15 protein-coding genes are annotated in these 18724 nt (G+C 41.2%); 8 read left to right on the top strand and 7 right to left on the bottom strand.

Annotated features, from left to right (window positions below; translation table 11 throughout):
* Nucleotides 1–54: 54 nt before the first annotated feature.
* The 3 genes from ACMX3D_RS10770 to ilvN form a co-directional block, all read right to left on the bottom strand.
* Nucleotides 55–1458 carry a hypothetical protein gene (locus ACMX3D_RS10770; RefSeq protein WP_482751411.1) on the bottom strand — a complete coding sequence of 468 codons (1404 nt, stop codon included), beginning with the start codon at nt 1456–1458 and terminating at the stop codon, nt 55–57.
* Nucleotides 1459–1709: 251 nt separating this feature from the next.
* Entirely contained in the window at nt 1710–2174 is a 465-nt protein-coding gene (locus tag ACMX3D_RS10765; RefSeq protein ID WP_482751410.1) for a hypothetical protein, read from the bottom strand.
* A gap of 598 nt (nt 2175–2772) precedes the next feature.
* Nucleotides 2773–3291, bottom strand: coding sequence for an acetolactate synthase small subunit (ilvN, locus tag ACMX3D_RS10760; protein WP_482752316.1), 519 nt, complete (start codon nt 3289–3291; stop codon nt 2773–2775).
* A gap of 275 nt (nt 3292–3566) precedes the next feature.
* Here ilvN and ACMX3D_RS10755 point away from each other — a divergent pair, with 275 nt between their 5' ends.
* Nucleotides 3567–3929 carry a BON domain-containing protein gene (locus ACMX3D_RS10755; RefSeq protein ID WP_482751409.1) on the top strand — a complete coding sequence of 121 codons (363 nt, stop codon included), beginning with the start codon at nt 3567–3569 and terminating at the stop codon, nt 3927–3929.
* A gap of 16 nt (nt 3930–3945) precedes the next feature.
* Here the strand turns inward: ACMX3D_RS10755 and ACMX3D_RS10750 are convergent, their stop codons facing one another.
* Nucleotides 3946–4866 carry an alpha/beta fold hydrolase gene (locus ACMX3D_RS10750; protein ID WP_482751408.1) on the bottom strand — a complete coding sequence of 307 codons (921 nt, stop codon included), beginning with the start codon at nt 4864–4866 and terminating at the stop codon, nt 3946–3948.
* A 405-nt stretch (nt 4867–5271) separates the two neighbouring features.
* Between ACMX3D_RS10750 and infC the strand changes: the two genes are divergently transcribed.
* Complete coding sequence (gene infC, locus ACMX3D_RS10745; protein ID WP_193896811.1) at nt 5272–5805, top strand: translation initiation factor IF-3; 534 nt, start codon at nt 5272–5274, stop codon at nt 5803–5805.
* A gap of 203 nt (nt 5806–6008) precedes the next feature.
* A complete protein-coding gene (locus tag ACMX3D_RS10740; RefSeq protein ID WP_482751407.1) occupies nt 6009–9047 on the top strand; it encodes an MFS transporter in 3039 nt (1012 codons plus the stop codon).
* A gap of 55 nt (nt 9048–9102) precedes the next feature.
* On the opposite strand, the gene ACMX3D_RS10735 is transcribed toward ACMX3D_RS10740, so the two are convergent.
* Nucleotides 9103–9717 carry a Uma2 family endonuclease gene (locus ACMX3D_RS10735; RefSeq protein ID WP_482751406.1) on the bottom strand — a complete coding sequence of 205 codons (615 nt, stop codon included), beginning with the start codon at nt 9715–9717 and terminating at the stop codon, nt 9103–9105.
* Nucleotides 9718–9953: 236 nt separating this feature from the next.
* Here ACMX3D_RS10735 and ACMX3D_RS10730 point away from each other — a divergent pair, with 236 nt between their 5' ends.
* On the top strand, nt 9954–12563 hold the full coding sequence (locus ACMX3D_RS10730; RefSeq protein WP_482751405.1) for a U32 family peptidase: 2610 nt from the start codon (nt 9954–9956) through the stop codon (nt 12561–12563).
* Between the two features lie 108 nt (nt 12564–12671).
* Here ACMX3D_RS10730 and ACMX3D_RS10725 read toward each other — a convergent pair whose 3' ends face one another.
* The gene (locus tag ACMX3D_RS10725) at nt 12672–13097 is read right to left on the bottom strand and encodes a GNAT family N-acetyltransferase (RefSeq protein WP_482751404.1); all 426 of its coding nucleotides are present in this window, start codon (nt 13095–13097) and stop codon (nt 12672–12674) included.
* A 190-nt stretch (nt 13098–13287) separates the two neighbouring features.
* On the opposite strand from ACMX3D_RS10725, the gene argZ reads away from it, so the two are divergent.
* From argZ to crtC, 4 genes are all read left to right on the top strand, one after another.
* Nucleotides 13288–15399 (top strand): bifunctional arginine dihydrolase/ornithine cyclodeaminase, encoded by a 2112-nt coding sequence (gene argZ, locus ACMX3D_RS10720; RefSeq protein ID WP_482751403.1) that lies wholly within the window; start codon nt 13288–13290, stop codon nt 15397–15399.
* A 41-nt stretch (nt 15400–15440) separates the two neighbouring features.
* Nucleotides 15441–15944 carry a DUF2085 domain-containing protein gene (locus ACMX3D_RS10715; protein ID WP_482751402.1) on the top strand — a complete coding sequence of 168 codons (504 nt, stop codon included), beginning with the start codon at nt 15441–15443 and terminating at the stop codon, nt 15942–15944.
* 259 nt (nt 15945–16203) lie between these two features.
* Complete coding sequence (locus tag ACMX3D_RS10710; protein ID WP_482751401.1) at nt 16204–16614, top strand: hypothetical protein; 411 nt, start codon at nt 16204–16206, stop codon at nt 16612–16614.
* 170 nt (nt 16615–16784) lie between these two features.
* A complete protein-coding gene (gene crtC / locus ACMX3D_RS10705) occupies nt 16785–17657 on the top strand; it encodes a cyanoexosortase C (protein WP_482751400.1) in 873 nt (290 codons plus the stop codon).
* 41 nt (nt 17658–17698) lie between these two features.
* Here crtC and ACMX3D_RS10700 read toward each other — a convergent pair whose 3' ends face one another.
* The gene (locus tag ACMX3D_RS10700) at nt 17699–18700 is read right to left on the bottom strand and encodes an acyltransferase family protein (protein ID WP_482751399.1); all 1002 of its coding nucleotides are present in this window, start codon (nt 18698–18700) and stop codon (nt 17699–17701) included.
* Nucleotides 18701–18724 lie beyond the last annotated feature (24 nt).

The raw sequence follows: 18724 nt of genomic DNA, 5'->3' as shown, positions 1-18724 counted from the left end.
GCAATTGTTGGCAAGTACTTTGATATTAAATTTCGGAAAGACAATTGTTGGCAGTTACTTAACACGGTCTTCTGGCGGAAAACTGTACCAGCTATACCAGTGACGCACTGCTAACCAAACAGCTGAAAGTAGACTGGCTCCGCTTAAAGTCAGACCACTAAACGGGACTAATAATCCAAACACAGGTAGCACTGCTCCAGCAATAGAGCAAATAATCACAGCTAAAGAAGCACTGCGGTTTGATCCTAATCCCCAACTTAAGGTGAGAAAGACGAGGGAAATCATTGTCCAGGCTAACTCTGCATTCATGAAGCGAGCCAAATAGGTCAAGGTTAAAATGCAAGCGAAGAAAATACCAGATGCGATCGCCACATTTTGCAAACTCATTGGCACTGACAAATACAGTAGCAGTATCCACCAGAGAAATATTGCCGGGGCTAACAATAACAACCGAGGTAAAATTCCTGTGTTACGGATAGGTGCGGTGTTGGTAAAAACTCCAAAGGGATTTTTTACAGAAACGTTATCATTAAATACCCAAGTATACTGAGTGCTACGGCGGTCAACTTTAATGTCGTTAGGGACAATCCCACTAGCAAAATCAACAAAAGCAAAGTTAGCTGTTGCTGTCAGGCGGAAATTGCTAAGCATCTGTCCCGCAGCATTATAAACCCAGCGCGGCCCTCCTTGAGCTTGGTAGGTAACGCGAAAGTTGGCTTCTTGTCCTGGTTGCAAATTGAAGGGAAAGCTATAGTTTCCGGGATTTAAAGGTTCTAGTCGAGTTCCCGAACGTTCTACTTTATAGTTAGCCAAAAGTGAGTAGCCATCAGGTGGTGGCGCTTCAAGGAAAAAACTTTGAATATCCTTGAGTCGATTGATGACTTTGTAATCTGCACTGTAATCTATGCGATAAACGGCACTACGACCTTGAACATCGGTGTTTTGCTCAAGTTTGACCTGAATCTGCGATCCTGCTAAGGAGAGGAAACGGTTTACTTCACGTGTATCATTTACTTTAACTATTTTGCCGTTTACTTGGGTGCTATAGGTGAATGGCTCTTGAGTAACATAGCGGACTTGGGGTGCTATTTGTTCTAATTTATCGCCAGCCACAGTTTGCGCAACTTGCACAACTTTTGTTTGTTCCCAGTGATGATAGCGATTACCTAACGTGGAACAGAGGAAAAATCCGACTACCAACAGAACTAATACCAAGGTCAAATGCTGTAATCCCCGTAGAATTTGGGAGTAACGCCAAACCCATTCCCCAAGAAAAATCACGTTTTCTTGTTGATAGCGACGCAAAGCAAAACTCATAAGTGCGATCGCTATACCCAAAGCTAGAACCAAAAATACTAATACAATTGAGGCTTTGAGTATTTGGCTACCAAACTGAATCAGTTCTGTTGGATGTGTCAGATCAGGCAATCCAGGAATACCCTGATTAGAAGAAGACATTGATAGTTTTTTTACATAATTTGGAAATTCAGACTGATGAAATCTCGCAAAAGTTTCGCCAAAATGTTCACACAGTGTACTTATGTACTGAATAATCTCACCACTATACAGACTAGGCTGACAACTGAATTTTTCCTCAAGTAATCAGTTTTTGTGTTGATTGCTGACTGTGGATTGTTAACAGTCAGTAATCAACAAACCGCATTGATAATTGTGTGATTTTAAGGCGTAATAGCGTACTTGACTAATGCTTACTGATTACCATTATTACTTGCTGACTGACAAACAATCTCCATCGAATTAGCTTCAGGTGTTCCAGGTTTAGGGGTAATTTCTTGCTTGATTTGTTGTTCACTAATTAACTTTCCATCTGCATTATAGATAGAAGATTTTTCAGAAAATAACCGTCCTTCAGCACAAACAGCATGAAAATTAGTTTTTGTTATGCCATTACCCTGTTTTTGCAAGATAGTATAATCACTTCCTTGTACAGATCCTGCATCTAAAATAATAGGATTACCATCATTATCCGCTCCTACCTGCACATGAAATGCTAAACGGTTATTAGTAGTCTGAGCAATAGCTGTACTACCTGCTAAAAGTGTCATTGCTACTACAACGCTACCAAAGCTCTTTAAAAACATACGCTTTAAATTTACCGAACTATATATTCTTTTGTATTCATAATTACTTGATTTTTGGTGCGGTAAAATCACTGGAAAATGTGAAAATTCAAATCGATGTTTTAAAAAAAATTCACTGTTTGTAGCAACTAAATAGCTTTTTTTGTTACATCTAAAACTGAGCAAAATTAAGTTATTTTACGTAAGATTTCCCATAATAAAAAAACCGTAGGGGAACTGCTACGGTTTTCTATGTAGATTACTGAACTCTAACCTTATGTGAAAAGCTGATATCTTGCAACTTCAGCTCTTTACCTAATCTCTAATCTCTAGAAAAACAGTTTAACTGCTTTAAATTCATTCGTCATCATAGTCTTCACAGAATTAGCTGAGTGAAATCTTCATCTATGACTACCGTACATTTATATTGATTGTGTGAAGTTAATGTATTTAAATCAGGATGAAATTAAGTGTTAACACTTAATTTATCTTCGTAAAATATACTTATTTGTCCGGAAAAATTATCAACTTGTTAAAATAAGCACTGACTCATTAGAGATAAAATTCAGTACGCAGCTATCGGATAAATATGAAAAAAAACCCCGCAAACTCGTCGGGGTAATAGCTGCGTCAATTTTGTATTAATTTCACTTTACAAGACATAAGGAAAAAAACAGTGCGATCGCTTTTACTAGACCTTTGCTTCCAAAGACTTGAGCAACTCAGTATTCACCCCAGATTCACGAGTCAGAGCTATTTTGCCAGTGCGGGCTATTTCTCTCAGACCAAATTTTTGTAGCACCTGTACAATTGCTACCATCTTTCCAGGGTCTCCCACCACTTCGAGAGTGAGGGAATCTTCTGCTACATCTACGACTCTCGCCCGGAAAATCTGAGCCAGTTCAATGACTTCTGAGCGGTTGCTGCTAGTAGCACTCACCTTCAAAAGCATTAATTCTCGCTCTACACAGGGAGTTTCCGTAATATCCTGAACTTTGATAACGTTGACCAGCTTGTATAGTTGTTTGGTGATTTGCTCGATTATGCGATCGTCACCTGCGACAACCATCGTAATACGGGAAATTCCTCCCTGCTCAGCTTGGCCAACAGCAAGGCTTTCTATGTTATAGCCGCGGCGGGCAAATAAACTAGAAATGCGGGAAAGAACACCCGCTTCGTCTTCTACCAAAACAGAAAGGGTATGTTTCATCTTTGCCAACACAGGCTCAGGTAGCATGTTACTAACGCAAACACTAGTTAATGGCTACCCTACACGTACTGTTAAACTAAATTTTTTGATAAGTGTGATTTTCTATTTTAAACTTATCCCTGCACTCATTACACTGTCTACACAGAAGTTCTGGACAAATCATCCTGCAAGCAGAAACCTTCATAAGTGCAAATCTTTTCCTTGACAGATGAAAATCATTGGGGAAAAATTTTATCTTCAAGATGTCATGGAATTTTTATAGGAGATCAGCATTTATGAGTTGGTTAAAAAGATTATTTGGTTTAGAAAAACCGCAAAATGCGCAAGTTAACCCTGCTCCGCAAGCAGTACCACAAGCTGCTACAGCTGCACCCACAGCGACTCAATCTATCCCACCAGAAAGAATCGGATTGAATGGCGAATACGACCAAAGTGGCTTAGCTAAGCGCGTAGCATTAGCCTTTGATCAAGATCAGCAGCTTGATGACATAAATACACTTTGGGTGGCTCAAACAGGTGGTACTGTAGTTCTCAAAGGGAAAGTGCCTAGCCAAGACATTCTTAATAAGATGGTTTCTGTAGCACGCTCTGTTAATGGTGCTACAGCAGTTGATACTAATCAAGTTCAAATTGGCTAGATATGCTGTCCTGATTTTATAGCTGGCGATCGCTAAAACATCGAGTCATCCAATCTAAAATGGCTTGGTTAACTACTTCTGGACACTCATCATGAGGACAATGTCCAACATTGTCTAGGTTGAGTAGTTCTAATTTTTCGTTGTATTGCGCAAATTTATTAGCCAATACAGGCGGAACAAATCGGTCTTTTTGTCCCCAAATTAACAGCATAGGAATTGTTAATTTTGGTAATACTGCTTTAACACTAGGACTAAAATTAACACCGATCGCCGCTTTAAATAAGGCACTAAAAGCACGAGCCGAACCTCGGTCTTGGGGAGGGCCAGCTAAAATTTCTATCAGTTCATCGGTTATAGCTTCGGGATTGGAATAAGCCAAACTTGCCCAGCGCCGTAAGACGCTGGGTTGACGCACAAATTTAAATACTGGCTGCAATATCAATGGGGAAGCAACGATATTTTTGATACTTTTAACAATTGGTCGCAAGATGGGAGGTATAGCTTCTTCTTCTAATGATGGGTCAGGCAAACTCATCATCACAATCCCCTGCACCATATCAGGATGAGCAGCCGCCGCAGCCAAAGAAATTAATGAACCATTAGAATTTCCTACTAATACAGCAGGTTGGCGGATAAATGCTCGCCAGAATTCATACACCTGCTCGACCCAGAGTTCTATGCTGTAATTTGCTGGAGCTTTTTCGGAAGCGCCAAAACCCAGCATATCTAAGGCGTAAACTGTATGGTATTCGCCTAAAACTGCTAAGTTATGCCGCCAATGCCCAATCGAAGCACCAAATCCATGTAGCAAAATCAAGGGTGTTGTCTTACGGTAATTTTCGTTAGGTCTGATGTAGGTATAACGAGTCTGCCAACCCCGCCAAACCCAATCTCTTTGATTCCCAACTCGTTGCTGCCAGTGTATCGCTGTCGTCAAGTTTACCTCCATAAATAGTCATCTGGGGAGTAGAGAGTTAAGTAGAGGTTTTTAACTAGATAATAGTCCCATCAACCCCTACACCCTTAAATTCTTTCACCCCTCAACTCCCGACTTCCTCACTCTAGCAAATGTATATTTATGACTATTTGTCAATATTATAGAAAATAATTGTTACAATAGATAATGCTGCGCTTGGTTGTGTAATTTAAGTTAACTATTGCAGAGAAATTCTCTTCATTATGAGTAGAATGACAAATACAGCCATTAGTAACTGGGCTATAGATTAGTTACTCTAAAACCTAAGACTCGTTGTTAAGTCCTCAGTTATTTAAGTATTGTGCTTCTGAGGCATACCAAGCAAAACCAAACTATATTCTAAAAAGAGAGCTTCCACAAATCATAATGCCTGTGATTGAGAAAAAAAGAACTCGCGATCTGCCTCAAATTAACGAAAGAATCCGCTTCCCTAAAATTAGAGTCATTGACACTGATGGCTCTCAATTAGGAATTATCACTCCTCAGGAAGCACTGCAACTAGCTGAAGAAAAAGAGCTAGATTTGGTGCTGTTGAGTGATAAGGCTGACCCGCCAGTTTGCCGAATTATGGACTACGGGAAATACAAGTTTGAACAAGAGAAGAAGGCGCGGGAAGCCCGGAAGAAGCAGCACACGGCTGATGTCAAGGAAGTAAAGATGCGCTACAAAATAGAAGAACACGACTACAATGTGCGTGTGAAACAAGCAGAGCGCTTCTTGAAAGATGGTGATAAAGTCAAAGCTACTGTAATGTTTCGGGGTCGAGAAATTCAACACAGTGACTTAGCAGAACATTTACTCAAGCGTATGGCGACAGATCTTGAACCTTTTGGTGAAGTGCAACAAGCACCGAAAAAAGAGGGGAGAAATATGATGATGCTGATTTCGCCCAAAAAGTAAGCTTTAACTTTTCTAAACACAACGCATAATCCTCTGCTAACAATAGCATAACGACCTAAGGTCGCAGAAGTTTATCTAAAACTGATAGTCCTGAGAGCTGAGTGGGAAACATAATACTCAGTTGCTCAGGACTCTTGCTTTTTAAGTGCTGAGTGCGATGTTTGATCGGACTGTTGCAGGGTGATATCAGAAAGTTAAACTGCATGGAACTGAAAAATTACTCGTTAGTTGTTAATAAAGGTGTTCTCTCACGGCTGCTACAGTGGGTAAATCTGCGCCCAGAAGAAGGCGAACGTACTTGGGTTATGTTTGCCTTTTACACAACTGTATCTATCGGGTTGCGATGGGCAGAGGATAGTACAGTAGCACTGTTTTTAGATGAATATGGTGCGGGGCCGTTGCCTTGGATGTACATTGCCAGCGCCGCGATGGGTGCGGGGTTGGTTTTTGTTTATTCTTGGCTGCAAAAGATTTTTCCGTTGCGTTGGGTAGTAGTGGCGATCGCACCTTGTATGGTCTTGCCACTTATGTTCTTGGTATTATTGCGTGAGGGATTACAGGTTTCGTACCTGACAGTAATTTTGGTGTTCGTACTGCGGCTGTGGGTAGATGGACTTTACGTCGTCAACGACCTCAACACCTCAATTGTTGCCAACCAAATTTTCAACATCCGCGAAATTAAACGCACCTACCCACTAGTTAGCAGTGGCTTGTTAGTAGCCGATGTACTCAGCGGCTTTAGTTTGCCGTGGATTTTGCAATTCGTCAAACTTGATAAAGTTATCCTGATTGCTTGTGCATTGATTGTTTTAGGGTCAGCAATCTTAGCTTATTTGAGCAATCAATATCGCGCCGCCTTTCCTGATGCACCCCAACGCCAAGTTCCCCATGAACAAGCTTCCCGATATCGGCGAATTCAAGCGCCACTGCGCCGCTATACATGGCAGTTATTTGCTTTTGTGGGGCTTTTACAAGTAATTGGATTATTAGTTGATTTTCAATATCTTCGTGAACTGAAATCTAATTTAGGCGATCGCGACCTTGCTAGTTTTTTAGGTATATTTGGTGGCATTGTTGGATTGTGTGAGTTAGGAACTCAGTGGTTTGTTTCTAGCCGACTCATCGAACGGATTGGTGTGTTTTTCACCGCTGCACTTTTACCGATTAGTGTGGGCTTTGTTGTCCCAGCTGCGATCGCTTTATTAAATTTATTTCCAGCTTTACACTCATACGGGATTTTTTGGGGATTAGTCGGGTTAAAATTTTGCGATGAATTGCTGCGTTACACCTTTGTTGTCAGTAGCGGGCCAGTGCTGTATCAACCCATACCCGAACGGCTACGCAGCCACATGCAAGCATTATCTGGTGGAACAGCCGAAGCGATCGCGACTGGTGGGGCTGGATTACTAATTTTGGCAACTTTGTTTGTTTGTAATCGAGTTGTTCCCCCAGGATTACGAGAGTGGGTATTTGTTGGCGAAACTGTATTAGCAGCGGCTACTTGTTTAAGAGTTGTTTGGGTACTGCGATCGCGTTATGTTGATTTATTAGTTTTAAGTGCAGAACGAGGAGAACTAAGTGCTTCCAAGGTGGGCTTGCGTGTCTTTAAACAGGGTGTAGTTAAAGCTTTAGGGGAAAAAGGCAATACCGCAGATAAACACTCTTGTATTGAACTTTTAGCGCAAATTGACCCCCAAGGAGCAGCGCAAGTTCTCGCACCATTGTTATTGAAATTACCACCAGAATTGCAGCGCCAAAGTTTGGAAGTGATGTTTATTGGCGGGGCAAATCCAGCATATATCTCAGATGTGGGCTTGTTAATCGAACAACCCCCAGACAAAATTGATCCTGAAGTTTTGGCTTTGGCGTTGCGTTACGTTTGGCTGGCTGAAGAAAATCCCAATTTGCGTCAACTCGAAGAATATTTGCAAGCCCGACATCATTCTTTAATCCGCGCCACCGCCGCCGCTTTGATTTTGCGTCAGGGAACGCCGATGCAAAAGGTAGCAGCCACCAAAACCATGCAAAGGATGTTGACTCACAAACAAGAACGAGAACGCATCAATGGAGTCAAAGCCCTGAGAGAAACTGTTTATCTCCAAGCACTGCGAATTCACATCCCGAATTTGTTGCAGGATGAATCTTTGCGTGTGCGCTGTGCTGTCTTGGAAATGATTGCAGCAACTCGGTTAGAAGATTACTATTCGGCATTGATTGCAGCACTTTACTATAAATCAACTCGCAACACGGCCATGCGTGCTTTAGTCAAGCTGGAAAATGACTCTCTAGATATGCTGTTGCAGTTGGCTACCGATCCTTATAAGCCAGAAATAGTACGTATGTATGCATGGCGAACGATTGCCCAAATTCCCACTTTAGAAGCGATTGAAGCCCTCTGGCTACACCTAGAAAAATCGTGGGGTGCTATGAGATATCAAATTCTGCGTAGTTTATTAAAAGTCCAGAAACAACCAGAAACCAGCAACAGAGTAGACCGCTTTCATCAAACTAGGGTAGAAAGTTTAATTGAGCAAGAATTAAAGCTTTTAGGAGAAATTTACGCGGCTTATCTTGATTTACAAAAACCACAGACGCTAGACAGCCATTTATCATCGCACAGAGCAATAGTTGTCTGTGAATTGTTACAAAGAGCCTTATTAGAACTAGAAATAGATGGACGAGAACGGTTACTGTTGCTATTAAGACTGCTTTATTCACCAGAAAAAATGCAAGCAGCGGCGTTTAACTTGCGATCGCCTTCTGGGGTGAACATAGCACGAGGGTTAGAAATTTTAGAACATACAGTCACTTTGCCAGTGAAATCTTTGTTGTTGAATATTTTGGACAAGCGATCGCACCAAGAAAAACTGCATTATCTTGTAGAAGCTGAATTAGTAGAATATCAACCAATGCCAGTCAGTGCGCGACTGCGGAGAATGCTGAGTTTAGATAATTTTCTCTCTGATTGGTGTTTAGCTTGTTGTTTTCATCTGGCTCAAGTTAGCCGCATCCGTCTAACTAGTAACGAAATTTTACTAGCTTTACGCCATCCTACAGGCTTTGTCAGAGAAGCGGCGATCTCATATTTAAATGCAGTTTCACATCGTGTTCTCTTAGAACTATTACCAAAATTACAACAAGATTCACACCCATTAGTAGCCACGCAAGTCCAAGAACTAATGAAAAAATACTCGACTCGTCGTCCTTCTGCTAGTAACAAGGATGTGACTGTAACTAGATGAGCAATTTGCGTGACAATATGATTAGCCTGCGTGATTTGCCAAGCCCAGCGCCAGCTTACAAAGCAGAATCAAAAATTTGTTGTGCTGTTAATTCGAGTTGGGGAAATAAAGGCGATATAATCACATCATCTTCCCTAAATACAGTCATTTGATAATCTCCATCAACTAAATTACAAATGGTAATGGTTTGTTGTTTGGGATTACCAGTAAATCTTTTGCCACCGAGTGCAGCATAGTCCACAATCCAATATTCAGGAATTCCCATTTCTTCATAGTCCCTGAACTTGTCGTAGTAGTCATCTCGCCAATTGGTACTGACTACTTCGATAACAATTGGTATAGATGCAGCTTGAATAACAGTCGATTGCTTGCTCCACAGAGGTTCATTAACAAGATTGTCATGATTTAATATTAAAATGTCGGGAGAATAGGTTGAGTTATTACTCTCAATTTTGATAAAGGCAGTTTTGGGAATGCGAAACGGAAGTCCCATTTGTAAAAACTGAAAAGTAATTTGTGCTGCCAAAAATCCAACAACATTTTCGTGTTCACCAGTTGGGGGCGGCATTTCAACAATAACTCCTTGATGTAGCTCATATCGCACCCCATTTGCGGGATACCAATCAATAAATTGTTCAAAGGTTGCTAACTTGGGTAGGGTTTGAGTCATAGTTACCACTTCCACATATATAGCAGTCCTAGTTTATATGTGAACAACAAAGACAAGGGAGAGAAGTTGATAAATCATTTAGGATTGCTATATTTGACTTTATCATCGCTACCGCTAGATTGCGCCGCAGGATAAAAACTGGCTAACCCACCAAATACCGCACAATCTAGGGATCTATAGCTACAAGTTTTTATTGATAGAATCGCTATGGTGATATTTAAATCTATCTCAGCCTGATGAAAAGCGATCGCTCACAAAACCCACAAATTTCTTTTCAACGTCCTGAACTGCTTGCACCAGCAGGTAATTGGGAATGTGCTAAAGCTGCTGTCGAAAATGGGGCTGATGCGATTTACTTTGGCTTGGATAGATTTAACGCCAGAATGCGGGCGCAAAATTTTACAGAAGCAGATTTACCGCAATTAATGAAGTTTTTACACCTGCGAGGTGTAAAAGGCTATGTTACCGTTAATACTCTCATCTTCCCGCAAGAATTAGCCGAAGCCCAGCAATATCTCCGCACAATTATTGCTGCTGGCGTAGATGCAGTGATTGTGCAGGATGTCGGTATTTGTCGTCTGATTCGTCACCTCTCGCCAGATTTTCCTATCCATGCTTCAACTCAGATGACTATTACCAGTGCGGCTGGGGTAGAATTTGCCAAATCTCTCGGTTGTCAGTTAGTAGTGCTGGCGCGGGAATGTTCTATCAAAGAAATTAATAAAATTCAACAAGCAACTGCTTTACCATTGGAAGTTTTTGTTCACGGTGCTTTGTGCGTAGCTTATTCTGGTCAGTGTTTAACTAGTGAAGCTTTGGGTGGACGTTCGGCTAACCGAGGAGAATGCGCCCAAGCTTGCCGGATGCCATACAATTTAATCGTTGATGGTGAAATTGTCGATTTACAAGAACGCAAATATTTACTCAGTCCCCAAGATTTGGCTGGGTTAGAAGTATTACCAGAATTGGTGAAGTCTGGAGTAACTAGTCTGAAAATTGAAGGGCGATTGAAAGCACCAGAGTATGTTGCTAATGTTACCCGTGTTTATCGAGAAGCGTTAGATCGGGTAATGGGGGAGTTGGAAAAACCTAACCCCCTAACCCCCTTCCCTCGTAGGGAAGGGGGAAGTAGAACTCCCCTCTCTGCTTCGGAGAGGGGTAGGGGGAGAGGTCAAGAACAATACAACTTAGAGATGGCGTTTTCTCGCGGACTTTACACTGGTTGGTTTAATGGAATTAATAATCAAGAATTAGTTCATGCACGTTTTGGGAAGAAGCGCGGAGTTTATCTAGGCGAAGTTACACGCATTCGCAACGAACAGGTGACTATCAGCTTAGAAGCACCCGTGAAGCCAGGAGACGGAATTGTGTTTGACTGCGGTCATCCAGAGGCGAAGGAAGAAGGCGGTCGGGTTTACACGGTGACACAGAAAGGTCAGGAAGCGGTGCTAACTTTTGGCAAAGATAACCTCAACTTCCGGCGTGTGCATATCGGTGATAAGGTGTGGAAAACAAGCGACCCAGAACTTGATAAGCAACTGCGTCAGAGTTTTGCTGGTGACACCCCGCAATTTCAGCGTCCAATATCTTTGGAAATTTATGGCGAAGTTGGGGAATTATTGATTGCGATCGCCCGCGATGAACTTGGTAATATCGTACAGGTAGAATCTGCGATCGCACTAGCCGAAGCGCACACCAAACCTTTAGATACAGACCGCTTGCAAGAACAGTTCGGTCGTTTGGGTAACACTCCCTTCTGCTTAGGAAACCTAACCAACCATCTCAAAGGTGCGGTGATGGTTCCTGTGAGTGAGTTAAACAAAATGCGTCGAGAAATCGTCGCGCAGTTAGAAGAGTTACGCAGCCAACCCAAACGCTGGGAACTTCGTTCTCATGTTTCCTTTAAAGACTTACTTCCTCCTATATCCTCTTCATCTCCCGCATCTCCCTCACTCATAGTTCTAGTACGCAACCTCAAACAACTCCAAGCTGCGCTGAGTACTGGTGTTGAAACTCTCTACTGTGAATTTGAAGACCCCCGCACCTATCGCCAAGCCGTACAACTAGTACATCAACATAGAACTCAGCACTCAGCACTCAGCACTCAGCACTCAGCACTCAGCACTCAGATATGGGTTGCACCTCCCCGCATTACCAAACCTGGGGAAAACTGGATTTTACAACAAGTACGAGCTGCTAATGCCGATGGTTATCTGGTGCGGAATTATGATCAGTTACAATTCTTTGGTGCAGACAGATGCGTCGGTGATTTTTCACTCAATGTTGCTAATCCTTTAACCGCAGATTATTATAAGCAGCACTTTGGTTTAGAAAGATTAACTGCATCCTACGACTTAAACATTACTCAATTAGAAGACTTACTCAGCAGTTGTCCACCGCAATGGTTTGAGGTGACAATTCATCAGCATATACCGATGTTTCACATGGAACATTGTGTTTTTTGTGCGTTTCTTTCTGATGGTACTGACTATACCAACTGTGGCAGACCCTGTGAGAAACATGAAGTAAAATTACGCGATCGCGTGGGTAGTGAACACGTTTTGCAAGCAGACGCAGGTTGTCGTAACACAGTATTTAATGGTACAGCCCAAACTGGAGCCGAATATGTACAGCGTTTGATAGAACTGGGGTTACGGAATTTCCGCATTGAATTTGTCAACGAAACCTCAGAACAAGTAACAAAAACAATACAGCGCTACCGTCAGCTACTCCAAGGCGAAATTTCCGGTTCTCAACTTTGGCGAGAGTTGCAATTACAAAACCAGTTAGGTGTAACTCGCGGCCCCTTGGGATTATCTACGGTTGGCGGCGGGAGAAAGTTGTAAGCTTTTACACATCAGTTTATAAGGGTGCAAGGGCGCAGGGTGTAGGGGAGAAAGAATCAACTACTCGCTGTGTTAATACTCAGCACTTAGCACTCAGCACTCAGCACTTTACACCAGCTTTTTCGATAAAAAATACCGCTGATGACCGGGGGGAAAATCTTCTAGAACACCAAAGATTTGATAACCGAGACGTTGGTAAAAACCCAAGGCTTGAAAACTGAAGGTATCTAGGTATACATTCCCACAACCGCGTTGTTTAGCTGTTTCTTCAGCCTTCTGCATCAATTTACTGCCATATCCTTGACCTCGCAGTGTTTTTGACACCCAAAGATGCGAAATATACAGCCATTCCCAGTTTGTTTTACCAACTAAACCCGCAACAATGGTACTGTCAGCATCTCGTACCCAAATAGCCAGAGGCTCATGTACATCTGGTTGTGTCTGAGTATTGTTATATTCCACCAGATGGCTGATGACAGTACGAATATCTTTTGGATCGGGTTGATGATCAACTGTAATGATTAACTCACTCATCTGAGTCATTCGCACTAAATGGCGCTAGAATAACACGGAATTGCAAGGCTATAACTTTGTCTTTCTGGTAATAGAATAGGAGCGAAACCTTTGTAAATCCTTCAACTATCTAAAGGTAGAGGTTTTGTAGCGGATTTGACATTATATCCAGATTAGGCTTGTAGTATCTATAAACGCTAGTAAGATTTTTATGAATTCCCGGATTCGCTTTTTAATGTGTCCTCCTGATCACTATGATGTGGATTATGTGATTAATCCTTGGATGGAGGGGAATATTCACAAATCCTCACGCGATCGCGCTGTCGAACAGTGGCAGGGTTTATATCAAATTCTCAAAGAACACGCCATTGTAAATTTAGTCACACCCCAGAAAGGTTGGCCTGATTTAGTTTTTACAGCCAACGCTGGTTTAGTTCTCGGTGACAACGTTGTTCTCAGTCGTTTTTTACACAAAGAACGTCAGGGAGAAGAACCATACTTCAAACAATGGTTTGAAGAAAATGGTTATACAGTATATGAACTGCCAAAAGATTTACCTTTTGAAGGTGCAGGTGATGCACTTCTTGATAGAGAAGGGCGTTGGCTATGGGCGGGATATGGTTTCCGTTCAGAATTAGATTCTCACCCATATCTCGCCAAATGGCTGGATATTGAAGTATTATCTCTGCGTTTAATTGATGAGCGCTTCTATCATTTAGATACTTGCTTTTGTCCTTTAGCGAACGGCTATTTACTGTATTATCCAGGTGCTTTTGATTCTTACTCTAACCGCTTAATTGAAATGCGAGTGGCAGCAGAAAAGCGGATAGCTATAGAAGAAGCCGATGCAGTCAACTTCGCTTGTAATGCGGTGAATGTGGACAGTATCGTGATTATGAACAAAGCCAGCGATGCTTTAAAATCTCGTTTGGCGGAAGTTGGTTTTCAAGTCCTGGAAACACCCCTGACTGAATTTCTCAAAGCTGGTGGTGCAGCTAAATGCCTTACCTTGCGGGTAACTGAACCTGTGCGGGCAGAAGTTCATGCAAATGTGTCTGTAGAAAGCCGCATTATTCTTCTAGAAGGACATTTGCTGGATTCAGGTTTAATTAACCGCGCCTTAGATTTGATTGTCGATACAGGCGGTAGCTTCCAAGTATTGAATTTCAACTTGGGAGAACAACGTCAAAGTACCTCTGCGGCTGAGGTGAAGGTATCAGCACCATCCCACGAGGTGATGGAAGAAATCATCTCCCAATTAATTGATTTGGGTGCGGTAGACTTACCCCAAGATGAACGGGATGCCAAACTAGAACCTGTGACTCTGGCTGGTGTCGCGCCTGATGATTTTTATGTCAGCACAATTTATCCTACGGAAGTGCGGATAAATGGCCAGTGGGTGAAGGTAGAAAATCAGCGTATGGATGGTGCGATCGCCATCACCCAAACAGCAAATGGTATCCTAGCAAGATGTAAAATTCTCCGGGATTTGGAAATTGGCGAACAAGTAGTTGTGGATGTTCAAGGTATCCGCACCATTCGTAAAACCGAATCGCGGGAACAACGCAACGCCCAAGAATTCAGCTTTATGTCGGCGGGTGTTTCCAGCGAACGCCGCGTCGAGTTAGTGGTAGAACAAGTTGCTTGGGAATTGCGTAAAATCCGTGATGCTGGCGGTAAAGTAGTTGTCACAGCCGGGCCTGTGGTGATTCATACTGGCGGCGGTGAACACCTCTCACGCTTGATTCGGGAAGGTTATGTACAAGCCTTACTAGGCGGAAATGCGATCGCCGTCCACGACATCGAGCAAAATATCATGGGAACATCCCTCGGTGTGGATATGAAGCGGGGTGTTGCAGTTCGTGGTGGACACCGCCATCACCTGAAGGTAATTAATACCGTTCGTCGTCATGGCAGTATTGCTAAGGCTGTAGAGGCTGGGGTAATTAACAGCGGTGTGATGTATGAATGCGTCCGCAATCATGTGCCGTTTGTCCTGGCTGGTTCTATTCGGGATGATGGGCCTTTGCCTGATACCCAAATGGATTTGATTAAAGCCCAGCAAGAATATGCGCAACATCTCGAAGGTGCGGAAATGATTTTGATGTTGTCATCAATGCTGCACTCGATTGGTGTAGGGAATATGACCCCGGCTGGTGTGAAAATGGTTTGTGTAGATATTAATCCAGCTGTGGTCACTAAATTGAGCGATCGTGGTTCGATTGAATCAGTGGGTGTAGTTACAGATGTAGGATTGTTCCTCAGTTTATTGATTCAACAGCTTGATAAGTTGACAAGTCCTTATCGTGCGGTGGTAGGTTAAGAATAGTTTCGCGCAAAGGCGCAAAGGCGCAGAGAGAGGAAATGGCAAGAGTAGCTTTCACAAGAGAGTTGCAAATTAATTGGGTCAGTTTTATTGCTGATTTTCTGCTGGTGGGAATGGTTTTTGGCCCGCCAGTCGCTCCTTTTCTGGCTGCGTCTGGAATATGGTTACTTGGGGGTATTGCGAACATTATTTATTTCATGGGAAATCATGTGTGTCCGCAACCAGAGATGGGCTTAGATTTAGCACCCCCATTTATCATGGCTGTTTGTATGCGCTGCTATGGCACGGTGACGGGTTTGTTAATTACTCGTTTGTTATATGCTGTAACTGGTGGCAAGGGTTTTTATTGGTTAAGCCAATATGGTTGGAATGGTGCTGCTTTCGCCAGTGTGTTGATGATGGCTTACCCGTTAGAATTAGCAGCGCAAATTTTTGGCTTATGGGATTTTAATAATTATGTGGTTACACCCTTTGGTTTAATTACAGGGTTAGCTTGGGGATTGTTTACAATGCCAATTTTGCATGATGGACAGCGTAGTTGAACTAACAAATTTCAACTCTAATGCTTGTAAATTTTTTCTTGTTTTTTGTAATTCTTTTTAAATGAATAGGATTTTCATACTCCTCAATCTTTCTTAAAGTTCTTGCTTAAAAAATTAGGAACTATATCTAAAGAATAGTGGTCAAGCACTAGAGCATACATCTACGGATGGATGAATAGGCATCAATCTTTAGGTAATAATTTGCGCTTAAGAGGTGTAAACAATATCCCATAAAAGTTTTTGAGGAGAATCTATAGTTATGAAATTTAAAGCCGTATGTACAAGCATAGCGGTCGTTACCTCTATGGCTATCTGTATGACATTTGTTCCTCAAGATCATGCAATTGCGCAAAACAGACCGAATCAAACCGAACAGGCAAATTCAAGAACATCAAGGTCTTTAAAAATTCAATGGCTTTTGGGGTTTATACCCTGGCTATCATGGACTACACATTCAAACAGTCCCAGAAGTCAAAATTTAAGTAATAACTCAAATAATCCGATCCAAACCAATACAAGTGGCTCAGATAGGTCAAAAGCAATAGATAGAAAACAAGCATCTAACCATAAAGAAGTTCCTGTTCCAATCTTAATACCAGGAATGACGGCTTTAGGAGCAGGTTTAATACGCAAATATCGCCAAGAGCAAAAGCAAATGGAAATGAAATAAATTAGTTCAGAGATACATACTTATTTATCAACCTTGATTGAATTAATATTCAGCAAATACTAATTTTCAAGTATTTGCTAATTTTTTACTGCTTAATTAATAGTTGATAAAAAGGAGGTTTAATTACTTTGTTTACGTATAAAAAGTATGTTTACAGAATTAAAAAAATATTGACAATCTCTTTAATACAAAAATGTAATCCTATTATTTTGTGTGGTTTGATTGTAGGTATTTACTATTACTTATTTTTTTGGTTAAAGACATTAGCACAGTTCGTGATTGGTGGTAGCACATTTCCATTATTGACAGTTACTGCTGCTTATTTAGCATTACAGGAGTTATGGCAACAGAAAAGTCAACTTACTAAATTAAATCCTGCAACTAGCCAACGAAGGTTAGGTCATAGTTTGATTTTATTTGGAATTGGTCTTTTCCCTTTCAGTCTGAGCAAAGGTTGGTCTCAAGCATTAGTTTGGTTAGTAATTTTAGTAGGTATTGTTTTGAGCAACTGGGGACTAAATTTCTTCAAAACTTATCTTCGTCCCAGTTTTTTGGTGATTTTAAGTATATATCCTGGAATTTATGCTCTACCAGCATACATATGGCAAGCTTTGACTCCTGAAAGAACAATGGATCAAATTCAAGCTTGGAGTGTTAATTTAGTACTTCATGCGATCGGTTATCCCAGCAGTAGAGATGGAATATTAGTAAAATTGCCGACAGGTAGTATAGAAATAGGATGGGGTTGTAACGGATTTGATTTGATGGTCTTGATGTTGATGACTAGTTTGTTAATAGGTATTGCTTACAGACTAAAAAGCTTCCAGATATTACAGATAAGCATTTTGGGATGCATTCTAGCTTTTATTTTCAATACTGCTCGCATTACATTATTGGCTATCTCTGTTGCTTATTGGAATGGAAAAGCATTTGATTTTTGGCATGATGGTTGGGGCGGACAAATATTTTCCGCAGTCATGTTTACAGCATTTTATTACCTGCTGATGCAAATGCGGTTACTGAATTTTGCTCAAAAATCTTAAGTGCAATAAATAGGTCGTCATAAATCAAGTTAAATTGCTAGTCAAGCCAATTGTTTAACTTTTGTATCTATCTCGCCCAAAAGAAAACGACGCGCTAAGTCAGATTTGAGGATTAGCTTGTAAATAAAGAAAGGGATAGTAATTGCAATAACTGTCCGAATAAGACTATGAACTGATACACTTCCTAATGCCATTTGAATTGGCTGGTGTAGGTACATGATAATCATACTGGCTGAACCTAACTCACTAGCAACTATGCATAGAATTTTGTTGTATGTAATTGCTTGTGAAATTTGTTGAGCGATTAATGAACCAGAAAGGGCGACAACTATGTTGAGACCTACGATACCGTAAGTACCTCCTTTCATCCCGAAGAAAATGCTTATATAGCTGGATATAATTAGTGTAATAACGTAAATAGTGATCGCTACAGGTAAAAGTTTTTGAAGATTTATTGAATGCTTGGATAATAAATGTCCTATCCAGTAAAAAGGAAGAGCCATCAATACAATGTTTATTCCCCAAGGCAAAGGAGGATTTTTGATAAATAGGGAGTCTAACATTGCTAATAAATAAGCAACTGCCATGATTGCAGCCATCAAGCGATTATTATTACCAAACTTAATGTACAGCCAATGGTAAGCTTGCTGACAAAGGAATAAACAAGTTACAAACCAAAATGCGGTGAACCAACCTCTTAATGCTGCACCTCCATAAATATGTCTGAAAAAAAACATTAATAAGCTTTCCTGATTCATTCCCATAGCAACTCGTATAACGCTACCTAACACAAGGAATGAAAAATAAGGCAACAGCAGATGTTGGCTTTTCTTTTTCAAATAAGAAAAATAATCTCCTTTAGTTTTATACAAATAACCACTCATGATAAAAAACAAAGGCATATGAAACCAATAGATCCACTGTAATCCATTGAAACAATGCCCAACAACAACAAGAGTAATAGCTATACCCTTGAGACAATCAATCCACAAAATTCTATTCATGCTAATCCCAAAAATTTCTCTAAAAGAATATTCATCCAAGTTAGGGAACTCCGTCCCTATAAA

The organism is Anabaena sp. TISTR 8404 (genome assembly GCF_056847745.1).
The sequence above is the reverse complement of the archived record's forward strand: the minus strand, read 5'-3'. Positions and strand labels throughout refer to the sequence as shown.

Bases quoted from the DNA above. Each gene is read 5' to 3' on its own strand.
- ACMX3D_RS10725 (WP_482751404.1), bottom strand. From the start codon at position 13,097: ATGAGTGAGTTAATCATTACAGTTGATCATCAACCCGATCCAAAAGAT.
- ilvN (WP_482752316.1), bottom strand. From the start codon at position 3,291: ATGAAACATACCCTTTCTGTTTTGGTAGAAGACGAAGCGGGTGTTCTT.
- infC (WP_193896811.1), top strand. From the start codon at position 5,272: ATGCCTGTGATTGAGAAAAAAAGAACTCGCGATCTGCCTCAAATTAAC.
- ACMX3D_RS10740 (WP_482751407.1), top strand. From the start codon at position 6,009: ATGGAACTGAAAAATTACTCGTTAGTTGTTAATAAAGGTGTTCTCTCA.
- ACMX3D_RS10735 (WP_482751406.1), bottom strand. From the start codon at position 9,717: ATGACTCAAACCCTACCCAAGTTAGCAACCTTTGAACAATTTATTGAT.
- ACMX3D_RS10730 (WP_482751405.1), top strand. From the start codon at position 9,954: ATGAAAAGCGATCGCTCACAAAACCCACAAATTTCTTTTCAACGTCCT.
- ACMX3D_RS10755 (WP_482751409.1), top strand. From the start codon at position 3,567: ATGAGTTGGTTAAAAAGATTATTTGGTTTAGAAAAACCGCAAAATGCG.
- argZ (WP_482751403.1), top strand. From the start codon at position 13,288: ATGAATTCCCGGATTCGCTTTTTAATGTGTCCTCCTGATCACTATGAT.
- ACMX3D_RS10710 (WP_482751401.1), top strand. From the start codon at position 16,204: ATGAAATTTAAAGCCGTATGTACAAGCATAGCGGTCGTTACCTCTATG.
- ACMX3D_RS10770 (WP_482751411.1), bottom strand. From the start codon at position 1,458: ATGTCTTCTTCTAATCAGGGTATTCCTGGATTGCCTGATCTGACACAT.
- ACMX3D_RS10715 (WP_482751402.1), top strand. From the start codon at position 15,441: ATGGCAAGAGTAGCTTTCACAAGAGAGTTGCAAATTAATTGGGTCAGT.